Raw genomic sequence first — 22,963 nt, 5'->3', positions numbered from 1 at the left:
TATATTGTCTCACAAAAGAAATGAGAATAGTTTCTTTTAATTATATTTAACATGATATTTGTAAACAAAGGCCGTCTGAAACACATATCGGTTTCAGACGGCCTCTCTTCTTGATAGGCACTTCTAAACTACTTACTCAACAGCATTTCCTGCATCAGCTTCATGCCCCATTGCCAGCCGCTGAGTGCGCCGTTTAACTGGCCCGAATGCGGCGATTGAAGCAGGCGTGCATGCCAGCGGTCAGCCTGTTCTTGCGCCCAATCGCGTGGCGTGCCGTTTGTTTCGGCGATGACCAACGCCGTACGGCAAGGACAGCGGACACGTTGGAACGTATGGATTTCGTCCTTGGGAAAAGCTTCGGGACGCGGCGAGACCAAAATAATATTGGTCAGGCGTTTTTGCGTCAGGATGTCGGCTTGGTACAGCCATGCTAAAAATGCGGACACGCCGGCACCATGAGCCACGACGGCAATATTTCTGCTGACGATATGGTCGAAGGCCGTCTGAATAGCGTGTTGCCATTCGGAAATGGTTTGCCGACTATCGGCTTCGGCAGTTTGAACAATCGGATAGCTGACCGCCCAGCGATCTATCCACATTTCCGCTTCATCCGCATCGCGTATCAGAAACAGTGCCATTTCTTCGAGTTCGAAGCTCTGCATTTCAGACGGCCTATTTGAGCAAGTCGTTGAGTGTAAATGCAATCAGCAATGCGGCTGGCACGCTGAGGATGGCACAAGTCGCCAAACAAAGTACGATGTTGGCAATCAGCCGCCAACCCTTCCAAGCAAAACATTTGGCCGCAATCAGCAGGCAAGGCAGAGAAAACAGCAGCCATACCAACGCCCACGTCGGATTGGCCTTGGTCGGCGCAACCCAACCGGACATCCGTGCCAACATAAACACCGCCCACACCAGCATGGGCAATACAAATGCCGCCACGACCCACGCCGCACCTACGCCAGTCTTGCCGTTTATATTCCAATCATATTTACCAAAAACCTTATTCGGCAACATAGTCATACTCCACAACTAACGGGGCGTGATCTGAGAATTTTTCATCTTTATAAACGTGTGCGGAAACGGCCTTGGCGGCCAACTCCGGCGTCACCATCTGATAATCGATACGCCACCCGACATCTTTCGCATACGCTTGTCCGCGGTTACTCCACCAGGTATAGCCCGGCACATCGGGATAAAGTGTGCGCCACATATCCGTCCAACCGAGTTTGTGGATGACTTTGCCTATCCATTCGCGCTCTTCTGGCAAGAAGCCCGAATTTTTCTGATTGCCCTTCCAGTTTTTCAAGTCGATGTTTTGGTGGGCAATGTTCCAGTCGCCGCAGACGACGATATCGCGCCCTTCGTTTTTCATGGCTTCGAGCATGGGATAGAACGCGTCCAAAAAGCGGTATTTCACTTGTTGGCGCTCTTCCGCGCTGCTGCCGCTGGGCAGATACAGCGAAATTACCGACAACTTGCCGAAATCGCAACGGACAAAACGGCCTTCCCTGTCGAATTCTTCAATGCCCATGCCGATTTGCACATTGTCGGGTTTGCGTTTACTGTACACCGCCACGCCGCTGTAACCGCGCTTTTCGGCGCAATGCCAGTAGCCGTGCATACCGTGCGGATTCTTCATATCGTCTGACAGGTCGGCTTCTTGAGCTTTCAGTTCCTGCACGCAGACAATGTCCGCGCCCGATGCGGCGATGTATTCATAAAAACCTTTTTTATAGGCGGAGCGGATGCCGTTGACGTTGGCAGAGATGATTTTCAACATAAGATTTGAGTAATTTTTAAAAACGGATAATAGGATTGGAGTTTTCAGACGGCCTGCAAGTCATAAACAAATACTTTGGAATTGCGGCCGTTGGCATTGTATTCCTGCCGGCGTTCGGCAGGCAGGTCATCGGCTAAGGCCGTCTGAAAGCCTCGTTCGACAAACCATTCGCCCGTATGCGTGGATAAGGCGAAGAGCGTTTTAATATTTAAGGCGCGTGCTTTTTGAAACAGATGTTCCAACAGCAATTCGCCGTAGCCGCCATCACGCGCTTCGGGCGACACCACCAGGCAGGCCAATTCGCCGCAGTCCGGTTCGGAAAAGGTTTTCAACGCCACGCAGCCGTAAATGTTTTGATCGTGTTCCAATACGGAAAAACTAGAAATATGGTTTTCCAAATACTCGCGGCTGCGGTGTAACAAGATGCCTTGTTCCGCCAACGGACGGATTAAGGCGATGATGTGCGGAATGTCGTCGCTGCGTGCCTGACGGATGGAAACAAACGGCTCACGGGCAATAGATGTACCGCTGCCCTCGCGGGTAAACAGCTCGCGCAACAGGCTGCCGTCTTCACGGCCGTTGAGAATCTGCACCCGCGATACGCCGTTTTCCAACGCACCTACCGCTGCATGCAACAAATCGGCCGGCGCATCGGGATTATCGTGTATCAGCTCCTGCACTTCACCGACAGACAAAGTATTGGCCAAAGAGCCGTCGGCACGACGGATACCGGCTTCTTCGGTCAAGAAAACCAGCTTCTCCGCCTGCAAAGCCATTGCCACTTCCTGAGCGGTTTCACACATACTCAGATTGAAGGTTTTGCCGCTGTACGAATGCCCCAAAGGGCTGATCAGCACCACGGCGCCGCCATCTAAGCGCAAACGGATTTCTTCTGCGTCGATTTTGCGGACGGTACCGGTATAGCCCATGTCCACACCGTCGATAACGCCCAACGGACGGGCGGTAATAAAGTTGCCGCACGCGATAACCGGCGGCTTGCTCCGTTGCGGTGCGGATACGCTGCTGAACAAGGCGGCTTCGACATCGCTGCGGATAATCCCCGCCACCTGCTTCACTTCCATCAAAGTTGCTTCATCGGTAATTCGTCGGCTGCCGCTGTATTTCGGAACAAAATCCCGACCCGAAGCCAATTTGTCGAGCAAATGCCGCGAACCATGTACCAAGACCAAACGCAAGCCCAAGCTGGCCAACAGGTTCAAATCTGCGGCCAAACGAATCAGGGTTTCGCCTTCCAACAAGCTGTCGGTCACGCCGACCACCATGGTTTTGCCGCGCAAATATTGTATATAGGGCGCGGCCTCGCGAAAGCTGGCAACAAAATGGGCGATGGCACTCATAGCAGGGCAAGATAAAAGAGTTGCATAATCAAAACCGTCAGCGCAATCAGCGATGCCAACGTCCAGTTGAAACCGTCCTTGCGCGTTTTGACCGCCGCCTGCTCTTCCGCCTTAGGCTCTTCCTTGATCGCGCTGTTGAGCAAATTGGAAATTTCTTTGCGCGAGAGTTTGGAATGCTTGAGGATTTGCGCGCCGATGTTATGCACGAGGCGCACATCCGTTACCGCCACAGGCAGATGAGCCGGATCGGCCGGCAGGTTGCCCGACAGATAATCCTTGGCCTTAAACATCCCCGAACAACGCGTGCAGACCACGAAACCCTGCGCCACGTTCAACTGGGCATCTTTCACCCAATGTGGTGTTTTACAATGAGGACAAGAACAAGCAGGCATGAGTATTTTCCGTAAGTGTATTGAATCAAAAATATATATTTTAGCTAATGTTTCAGGCCGTCTGAAACAGTTTTCAGACGACCTGAGCATGATGTTATGGTTTAAACCGCGCCGTAACGTTCGCGATAGGCTTTGACCGGCTCGAAGAAGCCGCCAAATTCGGCATTGTTTTGCAAGAGCGTGAACAAGTCATTCAGGTTGGCAATCGAAACCACCGGCAGGCCGTATTGTTTTTCGACTTCCTGCACCGCCGACAATTCGCCCGTGCCTTTTTCCATGCGGTCGAGCGCAATAGCCACTGCGGCAGGCGTTGCGCCTTCGGCCTCAATCAGTTTGACCGACTCGCGCACGGATGTACCGGCGGAAATCACATCATCGATAATCAGCACGCGGCCTTTCAAAGGCGCACCCACCAACACGCCGCCCTCGCCGTGGTCTTTGGCTTCTTTGCGGTTGTAGGCAAACGGTACGTTTACGCCTTTTTCCGCCAACATCATCGCTGTTGCCGCCGCCAAAATAATGCCTTTATAGGCTGGGCCGAACAGCATATCGAATTTCACGCCGCTGGCAATAATGGCCTCGGCGTAAAACTTCGCCAGCTGCAAAGTCGATGCGCCGTCATTGAACAAACCGGCATTGAAAAAATAAGGCGACTGACGGCCGGCCTTGGTCGTAAATTCGCCGAATTTCAACACATTTTGTGCCAAAGCGAATTTGAGGAAGTCTTGACGGAAATCGGACATTTGGGTTCTCCCGAAAGATGTTGATTTATCAAAGAAACGATTATAAAGGATTCATGCGGAAAAATCAGGCCGTCTGAAAGCAGGTTCAACCCCGCGTTAAACCGACAAGGCGGCATTGCCTTCTTATCCCTGCACTCAAAGCGGATTATTCCCGATGATACGGATGGTTGTGCAAAATCGAAACGGCGCGATAAAGCTGCTCGGTCAGCAAAACGCGCACCATACCGTGCGGCAAGGTCAGGCTGGAAAGGCGCATCATCATATTTGCCTGCTGTTTCAAACGGTCGGTCATGCCGTCTGCGCCGCCGATAATAAAGCAGACGTGTTCGCCGTTTTGCTGCCAGCTTTTCAAATGTTGCGCCAATTCGACCGAAGTCGGCGCTTTGCCGCGCTCGTCCAATACCACCAAAAACGCGCCCTGCGGTATGGCTTCCAGCAGGCGTTTTTCTTCAGCCGCCATGCCCTGAGCCGCATTCACACCCGCGCCGCGTTTCTCTGGCTTGATTTCTTTCAGCGCATAATTAACATCGCGCCCGAAGCGTTTGGCGTACTCGCCGACGGCTTCATCCACCCAACGCGGCATTTTCGTGCCGACAGCCAAGACGGTGATATTCATGGGGTATCCTTTTGTATCGTTGTCGGTTGGATATTATGGTCAAGCAAGCCCTTAACCTTTTCAAACCATGAGCCAATACCCATGCAACCGACTGAAAATAAAAGGCCGTCTGAAAGCCGAATGTATCCCGTTCGACTGTTTCAGACGGCCTTTCAATGATTAGCAGTGAACCAGTGTACCTTCGTTTTCGCCGGTTACCACGCGTTTGAGCGAGCCTTCTTTAGCAATACCGAATACCACGATATTGAGCTTGCGTTCGCGGCAGAGGGCAAAAGCAGTGGCATCCATCACTTTGAGGTTTTTCAACAAGGCTTCGTCAAAAGTAATGGTTTCGTAGCGTGTTGCAGATGGGTCTTTTTTCGGGTCTGCGGTGTACACGCCGTCGACGTTGGTGGCTTTGAGCATCACGTCGCAGTTCATTTCCGCGCCGCGTAATGCAGCGGCAGTGTCGGTCGTGAAGAATGGGTTACCGGTACCGGCGGCGAAAATCACAACTTTGCCTTCTTCCAAATATTGAATGGCTTTAGGACGGGCGTAAGTTTCAGCGATTTGCTGCATAGACAGTGCGGATTGTACGCGCGCTTTGATGCCCAAAGTTTCAAATGCGTCTTTGAGTGCCAACGCGTTCATCACGGTTGCCATCATGCCCATGTAGTCGGCAGTGGCGCGGTCCATGCTGCCTGCTTGGGCGGATACGCCGCGGAAAATGTTACCGCCGCCGACAACGATACCGACTTGCACGCCCATTCTCACGATTTCGGCAATTTCGCCGACAGTTTGAACGATGGTATCGTGATTGATGCCGAATGGATCAGAGCCCATCAGGGATTCGCCGGAGAGTTTCAGTAATACGCGTTTGTATTTGATTTGCTGTGTCATGGGATACCTTGCTTTCTTGAATGTCGTCGGTCGGAGTTCGGGCCGTCTGAATTTTCAAACGGTCGGATTACAATGATATGGTGTGTCGTTCTATTATTGTTTTGTTTTCAGACGGCCTTTATATTCAGCCGTCTTAAAATAGGTACCGTAAACGGTTTTCTCAAAAAAAAGCACCCTGATTCGTTTGGAATCTAGGTGCTTTCTTTTTCATAAGTGCCTTACACTTTAGCAGCGGCAGCAACTTCGGCTGCGTAGTCAACAACGGCTTTCTCGATACCGTCGCCTACTTTGTAGCGTACGAAGCTAACCACTTCAGTGCCGTTTTCTTTAGCGAATTGGGCAACAGTTTGGTCAGGGTTCATCACGAATGCTTGGCCGTTCAGAGTGATTTCAGCCAAGAATTTGCGAATACGGCCTTCAACCATTTTAGCGGCGATGTCGGCAGGTTTGCCGGAAGCGATAGCTTGTTCGGTGTAGATGTGGCGTTCTTTTTCAACGGTTTCAGCATCTACTTCGGCTTCGCTTACGCATTGTGGTTTAGCGGCAACGATGTGCATACCGATTTTGCGTGCTACGTCTTCAGAGCCTTTGTACTCAACCAATACGCCTTCGGTAGCCAAAGCACCGTGGATGTAGGCAACCAGTTGGTTGGCAGTGTCGATCACTTGGAAGCGGCGAACAGACATGTTCTCGCCCAATTTAGCGATGATGGCTTTGCGTTCTGCTTCAACCAGTTCGCTCAGTTCTTCAACAGAAGCCGGTTTTTTCTCGGCAGCAGTTTTAGCAACGAAGTTGGCAAATTCTACGAAGCCGGCGTCTTTAGCAACGAAGTCGGTTTCGCAGTTTACTTCAACCAATGCGCCGACATTGCCGTTGATCGCGTAAGCCAATACGCCTTCGGCAGCAGTACGGCCAGCCAGTTTACCGGCTTTCGCACCAGATTTAATACGCAGGATTTCTTCGGCTTTGTCGAAGTTGCCTTCAGCTTCAACCAAGGCTTTTTTGCATTCCATCATGCCCAGGCCGGTAGCGGCGCGCAGGTCGGCAACCATTTTTGCAGTAATTTCTGCCATTTTGAATCTCCTAGATTTTTGGGAACACGGCCATTGCCGTGTTTGGAAATAGTGGCCGTCTGAAACGGATTTCAGAACGGGATTTGAGAAAAGGGGCATAACGCCCCTCTTCTGTGTACCGAATTATTCGGCAGCAGCTTCTTGGGCAGCGGCTACAGTTTCTTGCAGCGCTTGGTTTTTGCCTTCCAAAACTGCGTCAGCGATGCCGCGGCAGTACAGGCGGATGGCTTTAGCGGAGTCATCGTTACCAGGGATAACGTATTTCACGCCGTCAGGGCTGTTGTTGGTATCGACTACGGCGATAACAGGGATGCCCAATTTTTCAGCCTCAACCAGAGTACCTTTTTGGTAGCCGGTATCGATAACGAAAATCGCGTCAGGCAGGCCTTTCATGTTTTTGATACCGCCCAAAGAACGTTCCAGTTTTTCAACGTCGCGTTGCATTTCCAGAATTTCTTTTTTGTTGAAACCGCCTTCAGCAGCGTTTTCCAGGGCAGCAGTTTTTTCTTCCAGGCGTTTGATGGATTGCTTAACGGTTTTGTAGTTAGTCAGCATACCACCCAACCAGCGGTAATCAACGAAAGGCATACCGGCACGGGTAGCTTCTTCGCGGATAATGTCGCGGGCTTGGCGTTTGGTACCTACGAACAATACTGTACCTTTGTTGGCAACCAGACGACGTACGGCTTCTTGCGCCTCTTGGAACATCGGCAGGGTTTTTTCCAAGTTTACGATATGGATTTTGTTGCGCGCACCGAAAATGTATTGGGCCATTTTCGGGTTCCAGAAACGGGTTTGGTGACCGAAGTGAACACCGGCTTCAATCATCTGACGCATAGTAATTTGAGACATGTTATTTCCTTGAAAGGGTTAAAGAGCACACATTCAATCGCATAGAACTTGATAGGCGGCGCCTATTGTCAAGCACCCTTCGGCGAAAGTGGGCATAAGTTTTAAAAAAATAAAAGCGTGTTTCCCAAATGGAAAACTGACGGATTATAGCGGATAAGAGGCCGTCTGAAAAGGGATTTCATACCTTTCCGTCCTGTTTTTCATCCGTCTGTACCGCCTTTTGGCGGGCCGCTTCAAACTCCGCCTGCTCCTGCCGTTTCATCCGGCGGTTGCGGCGGCGGATGGTCACGACGAAGACCGTGAACACGGTGGGCAACACTGCCCAAAAAACCAAATAAATCAACGCGCGCGCAATACTCGGCTGCGCGGCGGAAAACATCACGGCAACAAAAAGATAGCCGATGGCGACAATGTGCCACATCGTGTGCGTCCTGTTTGAATGTTAACAAAATCGTTATAATCGCAACATTCTACCGCAATCCCGAAAGGCCGTCTGAAAATGAGGAATCCCGAAAAATCGGCACTACGCAAACAGTTCCGCCGCGCACGCGCCCAAATGAGCGCCGCCGAGCGAAACGCCGCCACCGAAACCATCAACCGCCTGCTCAAGCCCTACATTAAAAAAGGACGGAAAATAGGCGTGTATTGGCCGATGGGCAAGGAATTGCGATTGGACGGCTTTGTCCGTGCCGCACAAAAACGCGGCGCAAAACTCTACCTGCCCTATATCGAACCGAACACGCGGCGGATGTGGTTCACCCCCTACCCTGCCGACGGCGCCAAACAAGAACGCAAACGCGGCCGCGCCAAATTGCATGTCCCCCAATTCACCGGCAAAAAAATCCGCGTCCACCAACTCAGCCTGCTGCTGGTCCCCATCGTCGGCATCGACAAACGCGGCTACCGCCTTGGACAAGCCGGCGGCTATTACGACGCCACCCTCTCCGCCATGAAATACCGCCTGCAAACCCGAACACTGGGCGTAGGCTTCGGCTGCCAACTGACCGACACACTGCCGCGCGAACCGCACGACCTGCCGTTGGACGGGTTTGTATCGGAGTCGGGCGTGCTGGTGTTCAAACATCATTAATCAATAGCTTTCAGACGACCTCAAAAAAGCCGTCCGTTAAGACACTATAAAAGATCGTCTGAAAAATCAAACCATCAAATACAAAGGAAACCACATGGCTGATTTTTCATCCGCTCCCGTTTTGTCCTTCGATCGCGTCCGTCTCGAACCTTTAACAACGGCACACGAAGCCGGTTTGCGCGAAGCAGTTTGCGACGGCGAAGTTTGGAAGCTGAACGTAACCACCGCGCCCGAACCCCACCAAGTAGCTGACTATATCCGCACCGCCATACAAACCCGCCTCGCCTTTGCCGTCATCGACGAAGACACGGGAAAAATTGTTGGCTCGACTTCGCTTTACCACATCGACCTCGCCATCCCACGCCTCTACATCGGTTTCACATGGTATGCCCTGTCGGCACAGCGCACGCACATTAATACCGCCTGCAAAATCATGTTGCTCGACTACGTTTTCGACACTTTAAACTGCCGTTGCGCCTGCTGGCAGACCGACAACCTCAACACCGCCTCCCAACGCGCCATCGAACGCTTGGGTGCACACCAAGACGGCATCTTGCGCTGCCACAAGCTGCGGAAAGACGGCAGCGTGCGCGATACGGTTGAATACAGCCTGCTGCGTGAGGAATGGCCGCAGGCAAGGGTAAAACTGCTCGAAAAAGCGGCAGCTTATGACGCGTCCTGAAAAAACGTTTTCTTCTTCATTTTTTCATCAGAACACGCCCATCTTGCTGAAAATCCGAACTCTTTAAAAATTAATGAAATAAGGTGCAACACCGTCAATCCCCTGATAAATAAAGGCCGTCTGAACATTTCAGACGGCCTTTATTCGGATTAAACCTTACTTCGCATCTTTAAATCCGCGTTTCAAATGCACCATCAGCAATGCAACGGCGGCAGGCGTTACGCCGGAAATGCGGCTGGCTTGGCCGACGGTTTCGGGTTTGTGCTGGTTGAGCTTTTGCTGCACTTCTGCCGACAAACCTTTGACTTTGCTGTAATCGATATCCTCGGGCAGCTTTAAGGTCTCGATGTCGCGGCGGCTGTCGATTTCTTCGTTTTGGCGGTCGATATAGCCTTGGTATTTGACTTGGATTTCGACTTGTTCGACCACGCTGTCGGCAAGTGCGGTTTCAGGTTGTGCGTCGGGCAGGGTCATCAGTGCGGCGTAGTCGAGGTTCGGGCGGCGCAGGAGGTCGTGCAGATTGGCTTCGCGGCTGAGTTTTTGGCCGAACACGCGGATTTGTTCTTCTTCGGCGAGTTTTTGCGGCGTGTACCACGTTGTTTTCAAACGTTGGATTTCGCGTTCGATGGCTTCGCGTTTTTCGTTGAACATGCGCCATTGCTCTTCACCCACCAAACCGATTTTGTAGCCGTCTTCGGTCAGGCGCATGTCGGCGTTGTCTTCCCTGAGTTGCAGGCGGTATTCGGCGCGGCTGGTGAACATTCGGTAAGGCTCGTTCACGCCTTTGGTGATAAGGTCGTCCACCAATACACCGAGATAGGCTTGTTCGCGGCGCAGCAGGAGCGGGTCTTGTTCGCGGACGTATTGCACGGCGTTCGCGCCTGCAAGCAGGCCTTGTGCGGCGGCTTCTTCGTAGCCGGTTGTGCCGTTGATTTGTCCGGCGAAGAAGAGGCCTTGGATGGTTTTGGTTTCGAGGCTGGCTTTGAGGTTGCGCGGGTCGAAGTAGTCGTATTCGATGGCGTAGCCGGGGCGCAGGATATGGGCTTTTTCCAGACCTTTCATGCTGCGCACGAGCGCAATTTGGATGTCGAACGGCAGGCTGGTGGAGATGCCGTTGGGGTAGTATTCGTTGGTGGTCAGGCCTTCGGGTTCGAGGAAAATCTGGTGGCTGTCTTTGTCGGCGAAGCGGTTGATTTTGTCTTCGATAGACGGGCAGTAGCGCGGGCCGACGCCTTCGATTTTGCCGGTGAACATGGGGCTGCGGTCGAAGCCGCTGCGGATAATTTCGTGTGTTTTCAAATTGGTATGCGTAATCCAGCAGGACACTTGGCGCGGGTGCATTTCGGCGTTGCCGCGCACGGAGAAGACGGGCACGGGCGTGTCGCCGGGCTGTTCGGTCAGCTGGGAGAAATCAATCGTGCGGCCGTCGATGCGCGGCGGCGTGCCGGTTTTCAGACGGCCTTGCGGCAGGTTCAATTCGCGCAAACGGCCGCCCAAGGATTTGGCGGCAGGATCGCCGGCGCGGCCGCCTTCGTAGTTTTCCAAACCGATATGGATTTTGCCGGACAAAAACGTGCCGGCAGTCAACACAACGGCGCGTGCTTTAAACTCCACGCCCATCGCGGTGACCACGCCGCTGATGCGTTCGCCATCAAGCGTTACGTCTTCAACGGCTTGTTGGAAAAGCTCCAGATTTTCTTGGTTTTCCAGCATTTCGCGGATGGCGGCTTTATATAGGATACGGTCTGCCTGCGCGCGCGTGGCTCGCACTGCCGCGCCTTTACTGGCGTTCAAGCGGCGGAACTGGATGCCGGATTTGTCGGTGGCCAACGCCATCGCACCGCCCAATGCGTCGAGTTCGCGCACGAGGTGGCCTTTGCCGATACCGCCGATGGAGGGGTTGCACGACATTTGACCGAGGGTTTCGATGTTGTGTGAAAGCAGCAGGGTTTGCGCACCCATGCGTGCGGCGGCAAGTGCGGCTTCGGTACCGGCATGGCCGCCGCCGACGACAATCACGTCGTAGGTTTTGGGGTAAATCATGTAAGTCATGTTTATGTGTTCTGTAAAGGTTTCAGACGGCCTTTTGTTGATCAGGCCGTCTGAAAAGTGGAATAAAATCTTAAAAAACCAAGCTTAGAAGGTATAGCCTGTTTCCAATTCGTCATCGCCGACCAATTCGACCAGCAACGCATACAGCGGCGCCAAATCGTTGTAACGGCGGGATACGCGGCGCAGGTAGTTCAAGAAGCGCGGGATTTCAGGACGATATTTGTCTTTGCCGTCGCGGTAGTACAGGCGGGCAAAAATACCGGCCACTTTCAAATGGCGTTGTACGCCCATCCATTCAAACCAGCGGTAGAACTCGTCAAACTCGGCAGGCACGGGCAGCTGGGCAGCGCGTGCTTTTTCCCAATAACGGATGACCAAGTCCAATACAAATTCTTCTTCCCATTCGATAAACGCATCGCGCAACAGCGACACCAAATCATAGGAAATCGGGCCGTAAAGCGCGTCTTGGAAGTCCAACACGCCCGGGCGGCCTTTTGCCAACATCAGATTGCGGACGATAAAGTCGCGGTGGACATACACTTTGGGCTGCGCCAACAGGGGCGGCAGCAGCGTATCGACGGTTTGCTGCCACAACTGGCGTTGCTTGAAGGTCAGCTCGCGGCCCAATTCTTTGGCCACAAACCATTCGGGGAACAAGTTAATCTCGCGCAGCATGACTTCGCGGTCGTATTCCGGCAGTTTGCCGGGTTGGCTGGCTTTTTGCAGCTCGATCAGTTCGTCGATGGCTTCGAGCAGCAGGGCTTTGTGGGCGGTTTCACTGTTTTCCTGATTCATGGCAGTCAGGAATGTGGTGTTGCCCAAATCGTTCAACACCATAAAGCCCAACGCTTCATCCACATGAAGCACTTGCGGCACATTGACCATATTAAACAATTTTTGCACTTTCAAATACGGCGCAACACTCATCTTCTCAGGAGGCGCGTCCATACAGATGACGGTTTGGCCGTCTGAAAACGTCGCGCGGAAATAGCGGCGGAAGTCGGCATCGGCTGCCGCAAAGCTCAATTCGAACGGCTGGTTCGGGTAAACAGACTCCAGCCAGTTTTGTAATTCGGTTTGTCGTTGCATAGCGGTATCGCAGAATTTCAGGTTACAATAACCGCTATTCTAACTGGCAAACCGATTTAAGGGGCGATTTTGGCTCGTTTATTTTCACTCAAACCCTTGGTACTCGCCTTAATTATGGGCTTTGGCGCAACAGCCGTGCGCGCGGAAGATGCTTCTGTTCCGCAGGCGGAAGACTATACCCCTGCCCACACCGCCGAATCCAAACCGGCAAAAACCGGCCAAAGCGAAGCCGATCCGCTTTCCTTGGGCAGCACTTGCCTGTTTTGCGACCACGAAGATGCCAAGCCGGCCGAAACCGCCGAAATCAAACGCAGCGGCGAGCCAGCCCTGCCTGCCGATTACACCCGCGTCAACGCCGATAAAATAGAAGGTCAGACCCAAGTCGGCGTCCGTGCCGAAGGCGACGTCATTGTCGAGCGCAATGCCGATGTTCTCAACGCCGATTGGGCGCAATACGACCAAGCCACCGATACCGTTACCGCCGGCGACCGCTTTACCCTGTATCAAAACGGTTCGACCGTATCCGGCGACCAATTGGTTTACAACCTCAAAAACCAAACCGGTTCCGGCACCGCCGTGCGCCTCAATACTGAACAAGGCGGCCGCCGCCTTCAAAGTGTCAGCGAAAAAGCCGAACTCAAAGGCAAAGGCCTCTACAAACTCATCAATACCAAATTCAACACCTGTTCGCCCGGCGACGCCAGCTGGTATATCCAAGCGCAAAGCATCGAAGCCGATGAATCGACAGGCATCGGTGTGGCCAAACACGCTTCGCTCGTATTCGGCGGCGTCCCCGTCCTCTACACGCCTTGGGCGGACTTCCCCATCAATGGCAACCGCAAAAGCGGCCTGCTCGTTCCGACCATTGCCACCGGTTCAGACGGCCTTGAGCTGAGCCTGCCCTACTACTTCAACCTTGCGCCGAATTTGGATGCCACCATCCGCCCGGGCATCATCAGCAAACGCGGTGTGCAACTGGGCGGCCAAGTGCGTTATCTGCAGCCGAATTACAGCGGCGAAGTCGATGGCGACTGGATGCCGAACGACCAAAAAAGCGTCCACAACAACCGCTACCAGTTCAAATGGAAACACCAGCAGCAGCTGAACAGCAAAATCAGCGGCGGCATCAACTACAACCAAGTTTCCGACGACGATTACTACCGCGACTTCTACGGCCGCGAAGACATCGCGCGCAACGTCAACCTCGACCGTCAGGCATGGCTCAATTACAGCGACAAACTGTTGGGCGGCAGCTTCGACGGCTCGTTGCGCGTACAAAAATACCAAACGCTGGCCAACCAAGACGGCTATAAAGACGAACCTTATGCCATCATGCCCCGTCTGACCGGCCGTTGGCAAAGCCATCTCGGCAAGGCTCAACTCAACGTGTTCGGCCAATTCACCCGTTTTGACCACGATACCAAGCAAGACGGCAGCCGCGTGGTGCTCTACCCGAGCGTCAAATGGGACTTCCACAACCAATGGGGCTACATCCGACCTAAAGTTGGCGTACATGCCACTTATTACAGCCTCAACAGCTTCAATGGTCAAAGCGGCCGCAATGTCAGCCGCGTCCTGCCGATCATCAACGTCGACAGCGGCCTGACTTTCGAGCGCAGGGCCCGTCTATTCGGCGGAGAATACCTGCAAACACTTGAACCGCGCCTGTTTTACAACTACATTCCGACCAAGTCCCAAAACGACCTGCCCAATTTCGACAGCTCCGAAAACAGCTTTACCTATTCGCAGCTGTTCCGCGAAAACCTGTATTCCGGCAACGACCGCATCAATTCTGCCAACAGCCTGACGCTGGCCACACAAAGCCGCATCCTCAACCCCAATACCGGTGCGGAACTCTTCCGTGCAGGTATCGGCCAGAAGTTTTATTTCAAAAAAGACAACGTCCTGCCTGACGGCAACGTCAGCAATTATCCGCGCAGCCAATCCGACTGGGTAGCCTTTGCACACGGCAACATTACCCCGAGCATCCGCATCGACTTGGACATCCACTACAACCAAAACCAAAGCCGTGCCGAAAGCTACGCTGCAGGGATTACCTACAACCCCGAACCGGGCAAAGTCTTAAGCGCGCGCTACAAATACGGACGCAACGAGCGCATCTATCTGCAAGCCAACGGCGACTATTTCTATGACAAACTCAGCCAAGTCGACCTTGCCGCCCAATGGCCGTTGAGCAAAAACCTATACGCCGTCGCCCGTTACAACTACGAAATCGAAGCCAAAAAACCGCTGGAAATGCTCATCGGTGCAGAATACAAAAGCAACTGCGGCTGCTGGAGCGCAAGCTTGGTCGGCCAACGCTATGTTACCGGCGAAAACAGCCACAAAAACGCCGTATTCTTCAACCTCCAACTCAAAGACTTAAGCAATATCGGCAACAACCCATTCGAAAAACTCCGCTTAGCCATCCCCGGTTACAGCAAAACCAACGAGGTAGTCAAACAATGAACTTCAAACCCCTGATTCTCGTCGCCGCACTCACTCTCGCAGTAGGCGCACACGCCGCTCCTAAAGCCAAAGCAGGCAAAGCGCGCGCAGCCAAAGCCCCTGCCGTCAGCGCCACCGCCATGCCTGCCGTACAAAGCGGCGTACATCTTTCAGACGGCATTGCCGCGGTTGTCGACAACGAAGTCATTACCCACCGCCAAGTAGAACAAGCCGTGGCACAAGCGCGTCAAACCATGCCTAAAGGCACGCAAATGGACGCCAACGAGCTGCGCCAACAGGTTTTGGCACAAATGATCAACCAATCCCTGATCCTCCAAGCCGGCAAACGCCGCAACATCCAAGCGACCGATAGCGAAATCGAAGCCGTTATCGCGCACAATCCCAACATCAAAAATCCGTCTGCCGCCGTCCGTCAAGACATCGCCGACAGCATTATTGTTGAAAAAGTGCGCCAACAGGCCATCATGCAAAACAGCCGCGTGAGCGACTCCGAAGTGGCACGCTACATCGAGCAGGCCAAACAACAAGGCATCACCCTGCCCGAAGCCGACCCTGTGCGCCAATATCATGCCCAACACATCCTCATTAAAGCCGACAACGACAATGCCGCCGTCGGCGCAGAAAGCACCATCCGCAAAATCTACTCACAAGCCCGCAGCGGCGCAGATTTCGGCGGTTTGGCACGCCAATACTCGCAAGACAGCAGCGCCGGCAACGGCGGCGACTTGGGCTGGTTTGCCGACGGCATGATGGTTGCCCCATTTGAAGAAGCCGTCCACAAACTCAAACCCGGCCAAATCAGCGCCCCTGTCCGCACCCAATTCGGCTGGCACATCATCAAGCTGAACGACGTCCGCGAAGCAGGTACGCCTGAAGAGCGCCAACAAAACGCCGTCCGCCAATACCTGTCCCAACAAAAAGCGCAACAGGCGACCACCAACCTCCTGCGCGAACTGCACAGCAGCTCCTACGTTGACGTACGCTAATTGCGCGTATTGTTAAAAAGGCAGAAATCCGTACAATAAGGCCGTCTGAAAACCATTATTCAGACGGCCTTTTCCCTTAAGCAACCATTGATTAAAGCACCCCATCATGTCCATCCGTCCTAACTGGCAAGCCGCCACCCTGCTGCAAGCCGAAGAAACCTCCATTACCTCCGCACACACCGGCCGCACCTACCGCATTCAAGCCGCGGCACTCGGCGAGCGTCCGGCAGGCGGCTATCCCGTACTGTATATTCTTGACGGGGATGCCTTTTTCCCTGCCATCCTCAATATGGCGCAATCCCTGCTCATCAACCCCATCACCAAAAGCCATGCCGCCTGTCTGATTGTCGGCATCGGCTACACCGGCGGCACCATCCGCGACTTAAGCCAACGCGCCCTCGACTACACGCCGCCGCTGCCCGACAACGCGCCCGAATCCGAACGCAAACAATACGGCCAAGCCGACCGCTTCAGCCGCTTTATCGATGACGAACTCTCCGCCCTGCTCGACAGCAAATACCGCATCGACACCCAAAACCAAGCCGTCTTCGGCCATTCGTTCGGCGCACTGTACGGCCTCTATTCCCTATTTACCCGCCCCGAACGATTCCGCCATTATTTGCTGGTGTCACCGTCTATCTGGTGGCAAGACCGCCGCGTACTCGATTGGCTGCCCGACACTTTGCCACAAGGAATCGGCATCCGCCTTGGCGCAGGCGAACATGAAGGCAGAAACAACCGCCCCGACCAAACCAGCAGCGGCATGGTTGCACAAGCCAAAATTCTTGCCGGCACTTTGCACCACCTCGGTGCGGATGTCCGCTTTACCCTCTACCCCAACGCCAATCACGGCAACGCCCCGTTTTACGCCCTGACCGACTGCATCGAATATTTGCGCAACGTATGGCAGCGTTAAAGCAGGTTTGCCAAACATTGAGGCCGTCTGAAACGCAAACTTAGAAGCGTATTGAACCTATCGGATCAATTTAAAACCCTCCAAAATCCAATTATAAAAAGGCCGTCTGAAATCTATTGTTCAGACGGCCTTTGATATACGGTTTGCCAATCAGCCATTATCCCTGCTTTTTCCATTCCAAAGCCAAATCATACAGCGCCTTTTTATTCTCGCCGGTAATCTTGGCGGCAAGCTCGGCTGCTTGTTTGGTCGGCAACTCGGCCGCAAGGATTTTCATGGTGTTTTGCGCCGCTTCGGGCAAATCACTGTGCTTTTCTTTCACAGCAGGGTGCAACACCAGCACCATCTCGCCGCGCGTTTGGTTGCTGTCGTTTTTAAGGGCGGCTTGGATTTCGGCAACCGTACCGCTGAGAAAGGTTTCAAATGTTTTGGTGATTTCGCGCGCCAAAGTCAAACGGCGTTCGGGAAACTGCGCGGCCATATCCGCAAGGCTTGCTTCGATACGGTGCGGCGTTTCAAACATCACAATCGGAAAATCGGCTTCCGCCCATTTGGCCAGCAGCTTTTGGCGTTCGCCGGCCTTAGGCGGCAGGAAACCATTGAAGTAAAAATCGGATTCCGTCACACCGGCCACGCTCAACGCCCCCATGACCGCGCTTGCGCCGACCACAGGCACCACTTTAAATCCGGCTTCGCGCACGCGGGCGGCAAGTTTCGCACCCGGATCGCAAACCGCAGGCGTACCCGCATCCGAAACTTGGGCGACGCTCAGGCCGTCTGAAAGATGGGCGATGATTTTATCGGCCATTTGTTGCTCGTTGTGTTCGCGAACGCTCACGAGTTTGCCCTGAATACCGTACGCACTCAAAAGCTGGGCGGTAACACGGGTATCCTCGGCGCAGATAATGTCGGCCTTTTGCAGCACGGCCAGTGCGCGCAACGTTATGTCGGCTAAATTGCCGATGGGTGTGGCAACAACGTATAATATCTGTTTTTCGATGCTGTCGACGGCTTTTTGCAGGTGTTTTGTGTACATAGATTCAAGGCCGTCTGAAACGGCGTCTCTTTAAAAACAATGATTATATAACGGGTAAACTTTTCATGCGCTTAAACCACAAACAGGGGGCGGCGGCCGAAGATGCGGCACTGGCGTTCCTACAGGCCAAAGGCTGCTCGCTGCTGGCACGGAACTGGCATTGTGCCTACGGCGAAATCGATTTAATCGTCAAAAACGGCGGTACGATTGTGTTTGTTGAAGTAAAATACCGCAAAAACCGAGGTTTCGGTGGTGCCGCATACAGCATCTCGCCGTCCAAATTATTGAAATTGCAACGAAGTGTAGAGTATTATCTGCAAAAGCACGGGTTAAACCATGCGCCCTGCCGCCTAGACGCGGTACTGATTGAAGGCGACGGTCAACCCGAATGGATTCAAAATATTACAGGTTAACCTCATGACAACATTACAAGAACGCGTTTCCGCGCATTTTGCCGAGAGCATCCGCGCCAAGCAGGAAGCCGAAAAAGTACTGGTCGAGCCGACCGCACAGGCTGCCGAGCTGATGCTGCAATGCCTGATGAACGACGGTAAAATCCTGGCCTGCGGCAACGGTGGTTCGGCTGCCGACGCTCAACACTTCGCCGCAGAAATGACCGGCCGTTTTGAAAAAGAACGCATGGAATTGGCCGCTGTCGCGCTGACGACAGACACCTCCGCCCTGACCGCCATCGGCAACGACTACGGTTTCGACCATGTATTCAGCAAACAAGTGCGCGCACTCGGACGTGCAGGCGACGTATTGGTCGGCATCTCCACCTCCGGCAATTCCGCCAACGTCATCGAAGCCATCAAAGCCGCACACGAGCGCGACATGCACGTCATCGCCATGACCGGCCGCGACGGCGGAAAAATCGCTGCCATGCTCAAAGATACCGACGTTTTGCTCAACGTCCCTTATCCGCGCACTGCCCGCATTCAAGAAAACCATATTTTGCTGATTCACGCCATGTGCGACTGCATCGACTCCGTCCTGCTTGAAGGCATGTAACCCTTTCTTTTCAGACGGCCCATCCCTTAGAGGCCGTCTGAACGCCCACCCGTCCATACCCAAGGAAAAGGATATGAAGAATATCAAACGCTACGCCCTCCCCGTTCTGACAGCGACCCTCTTGAGCCTGAGTCTGAGCGGCTGCGTCGGCGCACTGATCGGCGGTGCAGCCGTCGGCACCAAATCCGCCGTCGACCGCCGCACCACCGGTGCGCAAACCGACGACAACGTTATGGCCCTGCGCGTCGAAACCACCGCACGCTCCTACCTGCGCCAAAACAACCAAGTCCAAGGCTACAAGCCCAAACTGAACGTTGTCGGCTACAACCGCCACCTGCTCCTGCTCGGCCAAGTGGCCACCGAAGGCGAAAAACAATTTGTTGAACGCATCGCCCGCTCCGAACAAGCCGCAGAAGGCGTGTACAACTACATTACCGTTGCCTCACAAGCGCGTTCGTTCGGTGATGTGACCAACGATACTTGGGGTACATCCAAAGTCCGCGCCACCCTGTTGGGCCTCAGCCCGGCCACCCAAGCACGCGTCAAAATCGTGACTTACGGCAACGTGACCTATGTGATGGGCATTCTCACGCCTGACGAGCAAGCCCGCGTGACCCAAAAAGTCAGCACGACCGTCGGCGTACAAAAAGTCGTGACCCTCTATCAAAACTACGTTGCCAACTGATTCACAGGCAACCCGGGGCCGTCTGAATATTCAGACGGCCATTCCTCCAACGATTACCCGACCCATCATGTCAAAGAATAATAAAACTCCTTTCCAACTTAAGCCCAAACACCTAATCCGCGCTTTATTCCTTGTCAGCTTTATCGCCGTCGCAGCCCTTGTTGCCGGCGTATTCAGCACCCTAAACTCCGGTAAAACCGACGTACCAGAAAAAAGCCCTGCCGAACAAACCGACACACGCATTGAAGTTTGGCGCCCCAACGGCGCAGTCGAACCTGAAACCGTTCAACCTGCCAAAGACGGCGACGCAAAAACCGCCTCCGGCAATCCTGTCGTCCCACAAGACGAAAAAGGCGAAAAAGCGGAAGAAGGTGTAAAAACCGACCGCCCCACTACACACCGCAGCAAACGCACAGAAAACAAACGCGTTGAAGCCGACAAATCAGAAAACACACAATCCGACAACAGCAGCCCTGCCGCTCAAAACACACCTCAAACAGACAGCCAGCCGGTAGAAAACAAATCGGCAAAAGCCAAAGCCCCCGAGTCCAAACCGACTCCCAAAGCCGAGCCTGAGGCCAAACCGACTCCCAAAGCCGAACCTGAGGCCAAACCACAAGCCAAACCGCGCAATAAAGACAATCTCGACAACCTGTTTTAAACAGACGGCACACCCGTCCCGTTCAGACGGCCCCCATGCCGTCTGAAACAAGAAGGAAACCTCATGGACAAAGTCATCATCAAAACCCCCGAAGAAATCGAAAAAATGCGCGAACTCGGCCGCTTGGTCGCCGAAGCCCTCGATTACATCGGCCAATTCGTCAAACCCGGCGTCACCACCAACGAAATCGACAAACTCGTTTACGATTACCACGTCAACGTTCAAGGCGGTTATCCCGCCCCCCTCAACTACGGCAACCCGCCCTACCCGAAATCCTGCTGTACCTCCGTCAACCACGTCATCTGCCACGGCATTCCCGATGACAAGCCGCTGAAAGAAGGCGACATCGTCAACATCGACCTGACCATTAAAAAAGACGGCTTCCACGGCGATTCCAGCCGCATGTTTACCGTTGGCAAAGTCTCCCCGATTGCCCAGCGCCTGATCGACGTGACCCACGCCTCCATGATGGCGGGTATCGAAGCAGTCAAACCCGGCGCCACCCTCGGCGATGTCGGCTATGCCTGCCAACAGGTTGCCGAAAATGCCGGCTACTCCGTAGTTCAAGAATTCTGCGGCCACGGCATCGGCCGCGGTTTCCACGAAGCGCCGCAAGTGGTCCACTACGGCCGCAAAGGTCAGGGCCTCGTCCTCAAACCGGGTATGATTTTTACCATCGAGCCGATGATCAACCAAGGCAAACGCCACCTGCGCATCCTGAACGACGGTTGGACAGTGGTCACCAAAGACCGCTCCCTTTCCGCCCAATGGGAACACGAAGTCTTGGTTACCGAAACCGGCTACGAAATCCTCACCATCAGCCCTGCCACCGGCAAGCCTTAAACTTGAAAAATTTTCAGGCCGTCTGAAAATACAGATTCAGACGGCCTGAAATTTATCCGTTTTCCCGACCCGTCAAACCGAATAAAAGCTCAAAATTAAGTTTTTACCCATAATGAATTGTTTAGTTGTGTAAAAATTTGCCCACGCCATATTTAAGATAATCGCATAATTTGATGATTTATATGCCAAAAATTATACGAAATAATGAATTAAGAAATATTTACACAAATTATGGCAAACAGCGGCAAACTTCTTTCGAATATACTGTCTAATTATCTAGATCAGTCATTTGCAATACGCCCACATATCACCCCAAAAGCCTACAGGAAAAGGGATGCCGGCATTCTTGCAGACCCATTTTTATGCCTAGAGGCATGCAACAAATACCACAATAAGGAAGATTCATGAAATCGTTCGAAAAAATTGAAAACATCCGCGATATCCGTAAAAAACTCGGCCTGAACCAAATGGACTTCTGGAGCCGCATTGGTGTGACTCAATCCGGTGGTTCCCGTTACGAATCCGGCCGCAATATGCCTAAACCTGTACGCGAATTGCTGCGTTTGGTACATATCGAGCGCGTAGATTTAGCTAAAGTCAACCGTGACGACTTGGCCGTTGCTTCCCTGCTGAAAAACCGCGACCCTGAGTTGTACGCTTCTCTGAAAAAAGAAGCCAAAGCCGACAACAAAGGCAAATAATCAAGCCATTCAAAAGGCCGTCTGAAATTCGTTTTCAGACGGCCTTTTTACTTTCTGCACACTAAGGGCATGTCGCATACATGCCCTTTTTCATTTACGGCTGATACTGTTTGAAATAATCCAACACCGTTTGCGGCAGCCATTGCAGATTCAGACGGCCCCAATCGCGACTGACAAAGCCGACATGCCCGCCGTATGCCGGTTGCAGCAGCGTAACGGCCGAGGACACGTCCCGCCCGGTCGGCAGGGCTTCCGGCGGCAGGAAGGGGTCGTTGACGGCATTGAGCAGCAGCAACGGTGTATCCACGCCTTTCAGAAATGGCTTGCAGGAATTGCGGCGGTAGTAATCGTGGCGGTCGGCAAAACCGTGAAGCGGCGCGGTAAAGCGGTCGTCAAAATCGCCAAGCGTTTTGCAGTTTTGCCGGCTCAAGGCCGTCTGAAACTGAGGAATCGCTCGGGCTTTCGGCAGCAGCGAATTCAAAAAATAACGCGTGTAAATCAGTCGCGTCATGCCCTGATCAAAACGCGTACCGGCCGCCACGGCATCGACCGGCGCGGAAACGACGGCAGAAGCACGCGGAACGGCATTGCTGCCCTGCTCGCCCAGATATTTGGCCAAGGCATTGCCCCCCAAAGAAACGCCGACGGCGTAAATGGTTGAATAGCGCCGGGCCAGCGTGTTGAGCATAAAGGCGATTTCAGTCGTATCGCCGAGGTGGTAGAACACGGGCGCGGTGTTTGCGATGCCGCCGCAACTGCGGAAATGGGCAACCACGCCGTTCCAACCGCGCTGCTGCACGGCTTTCATCAACTCGACCGCGTAATGGCTCTCGCTGCTGCCTTCCAGTCCGTGAAACAAAACCACCAACGGCGCATCGGGATTGGCACTATCGACAAAATCGTAGGCAACTTGGGTTTTGCCGGTACTGTCGGGCAAAAGCTCGCGGCGGTAGTCGGGCGCCTTGCCTTGCAGCAACTTGGCAAACAGGGTGTCGGCGTGGCCGTTTCTGAGCCAATAAGGTGTGTTGGGCAAACGTATATTCATA

General features: G+C 53.4%; 26 protein-coding genes. 11 read left to right on the top strand and 15 right to left on the bottom strand.

What is annotated here, in order from left to right; translation table 11 throughout:
* Positions 1-128: 128 nt before the first annotated feature.
* The 11 genes from ACTHUM_RS05055 to ACTHUM_RS05005 all read right to left on the bottom strand — a co-directional run bounded on the left by ACTHUM_RS05055 (position 129) and on the right by ACTHUM_RS05005 (position 8,117).
* Positions 129-662 (bottom strand): alpha/beta hydrolase, encoded by a 534-nt coding sequence (locus ACTHUM_RS05055; RefSeq protein WP_440361267.1) that lies wholly within the window; start codon positions 660-662, stop codon positions 129-131.
* Between the two features lie 10 nt (positions 663-672).
* The gene (locus ACTHUM_RS05050) at positions 673-1,017 is read right to left on the bottom strand and encodes a hypothetical protein (RefSeq protein ID WP_049330844.1); all 345 of its coding nucleotides are present in this window, start codon (positions 1,015-1,017) and stop codon (positions 673-675) included.
* Complete coding sequence (locus ACTHUM_RS05045) at positions 1,004-1,783, bottom strand: exodeoxyribonuclease III (RefSeq protein ID WP_003684015.1); 780 nt, start codon at positions 1,781-1,783, stop codon at positions 1,004-1,006. The genes ACTHUM_RS05050 and ACTHUM_RS05045 overlap by 14 nt, the downstream gene beginning before the upstream one ends.
* Before the next feature lie 44 nt (positions 1,784-1,827).
* A complete protein-coding gene (argA, locus tag ACTHUM_RS05040) occupies positions 1,828-3,141 on the bottom strand; it encodes an amino-acid N-acetyltransferase (RefSeq protein ID WP_150540694.1) in 1,314 nt (437 codons plus the stop codon).
* Positions 3,138-3,533 (bottom strand): MJ0042-type zinc finger domain-containing protein, encoded by a 396-nt coding sequence (locus tag ACTHUM_RS05035; RefSeq protein WP_150540693.1) that lies wholly within the window; start codon positions 3,531-3,533, stop codon positions 3,138-3,140. Before ACTHUM_RS05035 ends, argA begins: the two co-directional genes overlap by 4 nt.
* A gap of 101 nt (positions 3,534-3,634) precedes the next feature.
* A complete protein-coding gene (gene pyrE, locus ACTHUM_RS05030; RefSeq protein ID WP_003682682.1) occupies positions 3,635-4,276 on the bottom strand; it encodes an orotate phosphoribosyltransferase in 642 nt (213 codons plus the stop codon).
* Between the two features lie 145 nt (positions 4,277-4,421).
* The gene (gene rlmH / locus ACTHUM_RS05025; protein ID WP_036493712.1) at positions 4,422-4,892 is read right to left on the bottom strand and encodes a 23S rRNA (pseudouridine(1915)-N(3))-methyltransferase RlmH; all 471 of its coding nucleotides are present in this window, start codon (positions 4,890-4,892) and stop codon (positions 4,422-4,424) included.
* A 159-nt stretch (positions 4,893-5,051) separates the two neighbouring features.
* The gene (pyrH, locus tag ACTHUM_RS05020; RefSeq protein WP_003708812.1) at positions 5,052-5,771 is read right to left on the bottom strand and encodes a UMP kinase; all 720 of its coding nucleotides are present in this window, start codon (positions 5,769-5,771) and stop codon (positions 5,052-5,054) included.
* Positions 5,772-5,989: 218 nt separating this feature from the next.
* Positions 5,990-6,844 (bottom strand): translation elongation factor Ts, encoded by an 855-nt coding sequence (tsf, locus tag ACTHUM_RS05015; RefSeq protein WP_002215087.1) that lies wholly within the window; start codon positions 6,842-6,844, stop codon positions 5,990-5,992.
* A gap of 123 nt (positions 6,845-6,967) precedes the next feature.
* Positions 6,968-7,696, bottom strand: coding sequence for a 30S ribosomal protein S2 (gene rpsB, locus ACTHUM_RS05010; protein WP_002230071.1), 729 nt, complete (start codon positions 7,694-7,696; stop codon positions 6,968-6,970).
* Between the two features lie 178 nt (positions 7,697-7,874).
* Complete coding sequence (locus ACTHUM_RS05005) at positions 7,875-8,117, bottom strand: hypothetical protein (protein WP_070608453.1); 243 nt, start codon at positions 8,115-8,117, stop codon at positions 7,875-7,877.
* 78 nt (positions 8,118-8,195) lie between these two features.
* On the opposite strand from ACTHUM_RS05005, the gene ACTHUM_RS05000 reads away from it, so the two are divergent.
* Together ACTHUM_RS05000 and ACTHUM_RS04995 are read left to right on the top strand one after the other, a co-directional pair.
* Positions 8,196-8,786 carry a 5-formyltetrahydrofolate cyclo-ligase gene (locus ACTHUM_RS05000; RefSeq protein ID WP_070765213.1) on the top strand — a complete coding sequence of 197 codons (591 nt, stop codon included), beginning with the start codon at positions 8,196-8,198 and terminating at the stop codon, positions 8,784-8,786.
* 94 nt (positions 8,787-8,880) lie between these two features.
* Positions 8,881-9,468: a GNAT family protein gene (locus tag ACTHUM_RS04995; RefSeq protein WP_314765965.1), complete on the top strand. Its 588-nt coding sequence runs from the start codon at positions 8,881-8,883 to the stop codon at positions 9,466-9,468.
* Between the two features lie 156 nt (positions 9,469-9,624).
* Here the strand turns inward: ACTHUM_RS04995 and mnmG are convergent, their stop codons facing one another.
* Entirely contained in the window at positions 9,625-11,520 is a 1,896-nt protein-coding gene (gene mnmG, locus ACTHUM_RS04990; protein WP_314765966.1) for a tRNA uridine-5-carboxymethylaminomethyl(34) synthesis enzyme MnmG, read from the bottom strand.
* Positions 11,521-11,604: 84 nt separating this feature from the next.
* Complete coding sequence (amgK, locus tag ACTHUM_RS04985) at positions 11,605-12,609, bottom strand: N-acetylmuramate/N-acetylglucosamine kinase AmgK (RefSeq protein ID WP_004520257.1); 1,005 nt, start codon at positions 12,607-12,609, stop codon at positions 11,605-11,607.
* A gap of 69 nt (positions 12,610-12,678) precedes the next feature.
* Between amgK and ACTHUM_RS04980 the strand changes: the two genes are divergently transcribed.
* The 3 genes from ACTHUM_RS04980 (at position 12,679) to ACTHUM_RS04970 (ending at position 16,980) form a co-directional block, all read left to right on the top strand.
* Positions 12,679-15,078, top strand: a complete 2,400-nt coding sequence (locus ACTHUM_RS04980; protein WP_349291118.1) for an LPS-assembly protein LptD — start codon at positions 12,679-12,681, stop codon at positions 15,076-15,078.
* The gene (locus ACTHUM_RS04975; protein WP_036493692.1) at positions 15,075-16,064 is read left to right on the top strand and encodes a peptidylprolyl isomerase; all 990 of its coding nucleotides are present in this window, start codon (positions 15,075-15,077) and stop codon (positions 16,062-16,064) included. Before ACTHUM_RS04980 ends, ACTHUM_RS04975 begins: the two co-directional genes overlap by 4 nt.
* A gap of 106 nt (positions 16,065-16,170) precedes the next feature.
* The gene (locus ACTHUM_RS04970; protein WP_150540688.1) at positions 16,171-16,980 is read left to right on the top strand and encodes an alpha/beta hydrolase; all 810 of its coding nucleotides are present in this window, start codon (positions 16,171-16,173) and stop codon (positions 16,978-16,980) included.
* Between the two features lie 157 nt (positions 16,981-17,137).
* Here the strand turns inward: ACTHUM_RS04970 and rsmI are convergent, their stop codons facing one another.
* A complete protein-coding gene (gene rsmI, locus ACTHUM_RS04965) occupies positions 17,138-18,016 on the bottom strand; it encodes a 16S rRNA (cytidine(1402)-2'-O)-methyltransferase (RefSeq protein ID WP_150540687.1) in 879 nt (292 codons plus the stop codon).
* Positions 18,017-18,081: 65 nt separating this feature from the next.
* On the opposite strand from rsmI, the gene ACTHUM_RS04960 reads away from it, so the two are divergent.
* The 6 genes from ACTHUM_RS04960 (at position 18,082) to ACTHUM_RS04935 (ending at position 21,917) form a co-directional block, all read left to right on the top strand.
* A complete protein-coding gene (locus ACTHUM_RS04960; RefSeq protein ID WP_070695194.1) occupies positions 18,082-18,429 on the top strand; it encodes a YraN family protein in 348 nt (115 codons plus the stop codon).
* Between the two features lie 4 nt (positions 18,430-18,433).
* On the top strand, positions 18,434-19,027 hold the full coding sequence (locus ACTHUM_RS04955) for a phosphoheptose isomerase (RefSeq protein ID WP_003749391.1): 594 nt from the start codon (positions 18,434-18,436) through the stop codon (positions 19,025-19,027).
* A gap of 73 nt (positions 19,028-19,100) precedes the next feature.
* Positions 19,101-19,712, top strand: coding sequence for a BON domain-containing protein (locus ACTHUM_RS04950; RefSeq protein WP_070461240.1), 612 nt, complete (start codon positions 19,101-19,103; stop codon positions 19,710-19,712).
* 67 nt (positions 19,713-19,779) lie between these two features.
* Positions 19,780-20,373 carry a hypothetical protein gene (locus ACTHUM_RS04945; protein ID WP_070649309.1) on the top strand — a complete coding sequence of 198 codons (594 nt, stop codon included), beginning with the start codon at positions 19,780-19,782 and terminating at the stop codon, positions 20,371-20,373.
* 42 nt (positions 20,374-20,415) lie between these two features.
* The gene (gene map / locus ACTHUM_RS04940) at positions 20,416-21,216 is read left to right on the top strand and encodes a type I methionyl aminopeptidase (protein WP_223168906.1); all 801 of its coding nucleotides are present in this window, start codon (positions 20,416-20,418) and stop codon (positions 21,214-21,216) included.
* 404 nt (positions 21,217-21,620) lie between these two features.
* Positions 21,621-21,917, top strand: a complete 297-nt coding sequence (locus ACTHUM_RS04935; protein ID WP_003680641.1) for a helix-turn-helix domain-containing protein — start codon at positions 21,621-21,623, stop codon at positions 21,915-21,917.
* A 94-nt stretch (positions 21,918-22,011) separates the two neighbouring features.
* On the opposite strand, the gene ACTHUM_RS04930 is transcribed toward ACTHUM_RS04935, so the two are convergent.
* Positions 22,012-22,962 (bottom strand): YheT family hydrolase, encoded by a 951-nt coding sequence (locus tag ACTHUM_RS04930; protein ID WP_070695193.1) that lies wholly within the window; start codon positions 22,960-22,962, stop codon positions 22,012-22,014.
* Between the last annotated feature and the right edge of the window lies 1 nt (position 22,963).

The sequence above is a fragment of the Neisseria sp. P0021.S006 genome, from assembly GCF_051956895.1.
This window is presented reverse-complemented; position numbering and strand designations above follow the sequence as displayed.

Coding starts and splice junctions, on each gene's coding strand:
- ACTHUM_RS05055 (WP_440361267.1), bottom strand. CDS start 662: ATGCAGAGCTTCGAACTCGAAGAAATGGCACTGTTTCTGATACGCGAT.
- ACTHUM_RS05050 (WP_049330844.1), bottom strand. CDS start 1,017: ATGTTGCCGAATAAGGTTTTTGGTAAATATGATTGGAATATAAACGGC.
- ACTHUM_RS05045 (WP_003684015.1), bottom strand. CDS start 1,783: ATGTTGAAAATCATCTCTGCCAACGTCAACGGCATCCGCTCCGCCTAT.
- argA (WP_150540694.1), bottom strand. CDS start 3,141: ATGAGTGCCATCGCCCATTTTGTTGCCAGCTTTCGCGAGGCCGCGCCC.
- ACTHUM_RS05035 (WP_150540693.1), bottom strand. CDS start 3,533: ATGCCTGCTTGTTCTTGTCCTCATTGTAAAACACCACATTGGGTGAAA.
- pyrE (WP_003682682.1), bottom strand. CDS start 4,276: ATGTCCGATTTCCGTCAAGACTTCCTCAAATTCGCTTTGGCACAAAAT.
- rlmH (WP_036493712.1), bottom strand. CDS start 4,892: ATGAATATCACCGTCTTGGCTGTCGGCACGAAAATGCCGCGTTGGGTG.
- pyrH (WP_003708812.1), bottom strand. CDS start 5,771: ATGACACAGCAAATCAAATACAAACGCGTATTACTGAAACTCTCCGGC.
- tsf (WP_002215087.1), bottom strand. CDS start 6,844: ATGGCAGAAATTACTGCAAAAATGGTTGCCGACCTGCGCGCCGCTACC.
- rpsB (WP_002230071.1), bottom strand. CDS start 7,696: ATGTCTCAAATTACTATGCGTCAGATGATTGAAGCCGGTGTTCACTTC.
- ACTHUM_RS05005 (WP_070608453.1), bottom strand. CDS start 8,117: ATGTGGCACATTGTCGCCATCGGCTATCTTTTTGTTGCCGTGATGTTT.
- ACTHUM_RS05000 (WP_070765213.1), top strand. CDS start 8,196: ATGAGGAATCCCGAAAAATCGGCACTACGCAAACAGTTCCGCCGCGCA.
- ACTHUM_RS04995 (WP_314765965.1), top strand. CDS start 8,881: ATGGCTGATTTTTCATCCGCTCCCGTTTTGTCCTTCGATCGCGTCCGT.
- mnmG (WP_314765966.1), bottom strand. CDS start 11,520: ATGACTTACATGATTTACCCCAAAACCTACGACGTGATTGTCGTCGGC.
- amgK (WP_004520257.1), bottom strand. CDS start 12,609: ATGCAACGACAAACCGAATTACAAAACTGGCTGGAGTCTGTTTACCCG.
- ACTHUM_RS04975 (WP_036493692.1), top strand. CDS start 15,075: ATGAACTTCAAACCCCTGATTCTCGTCGCCGCACTCACTCTCGCAGTA.
- ACTHUM_RS04970 (WP_150540688.1), top strand. CDS start 16,171: ATGTCCATCCGTCCTAACTGGCAAGCCGCCACCCTGCTGCAAGCCGAA.
- rsmI (WP_150540687.1), bottom strand. CDS start 18,016: ATGTACACAAAACACCTGCAAAAAGCCGTCGACAGCATCGAAAAACAG.
- ACTHUM_RS04960 (WP_070695194.1), top strand. CDS start 18,082: ATGCGCTTAAACCACAAACAGGGGGCGGCGGCCGAAGATGCGGCACTG.
- ACTHUM_RS04955 (WP_003749391.1), top strand. CDS start 18,434: ATGACAACATTACAAGAACGCGTTTCCGCGCATTTTGCCGAGAGCATC.
- ACTHUM_RS04950 (WP_070461240.1), top strand. CDS start 19,101: ATGAAGAATATCAAACGCTACGCCCTCCCCGTTCTGACAGCGACCCTC.
- ACTHUM_RS04945 (WP_070649309.1), top strand. CDS start 19,780: ATGTCAAAGAATAATAAAACTCCTTTCCAACTTAAGCCCAAACACCTA.
- ACTHUM_RS04935 (WP_003680641.1), top strand. CDS start 21,621: ATGAAATCGTTCGAAAAAATTGAAAACATCCGCGATATCCGTAAAAAA.
- ACTHUM_RS04930 (WP_070695193.1), bottom strand. CDS start 22,962: ATGAATATACGTTTGCCCAACACACCTTATTGGCTCAGAAACGGCCAC.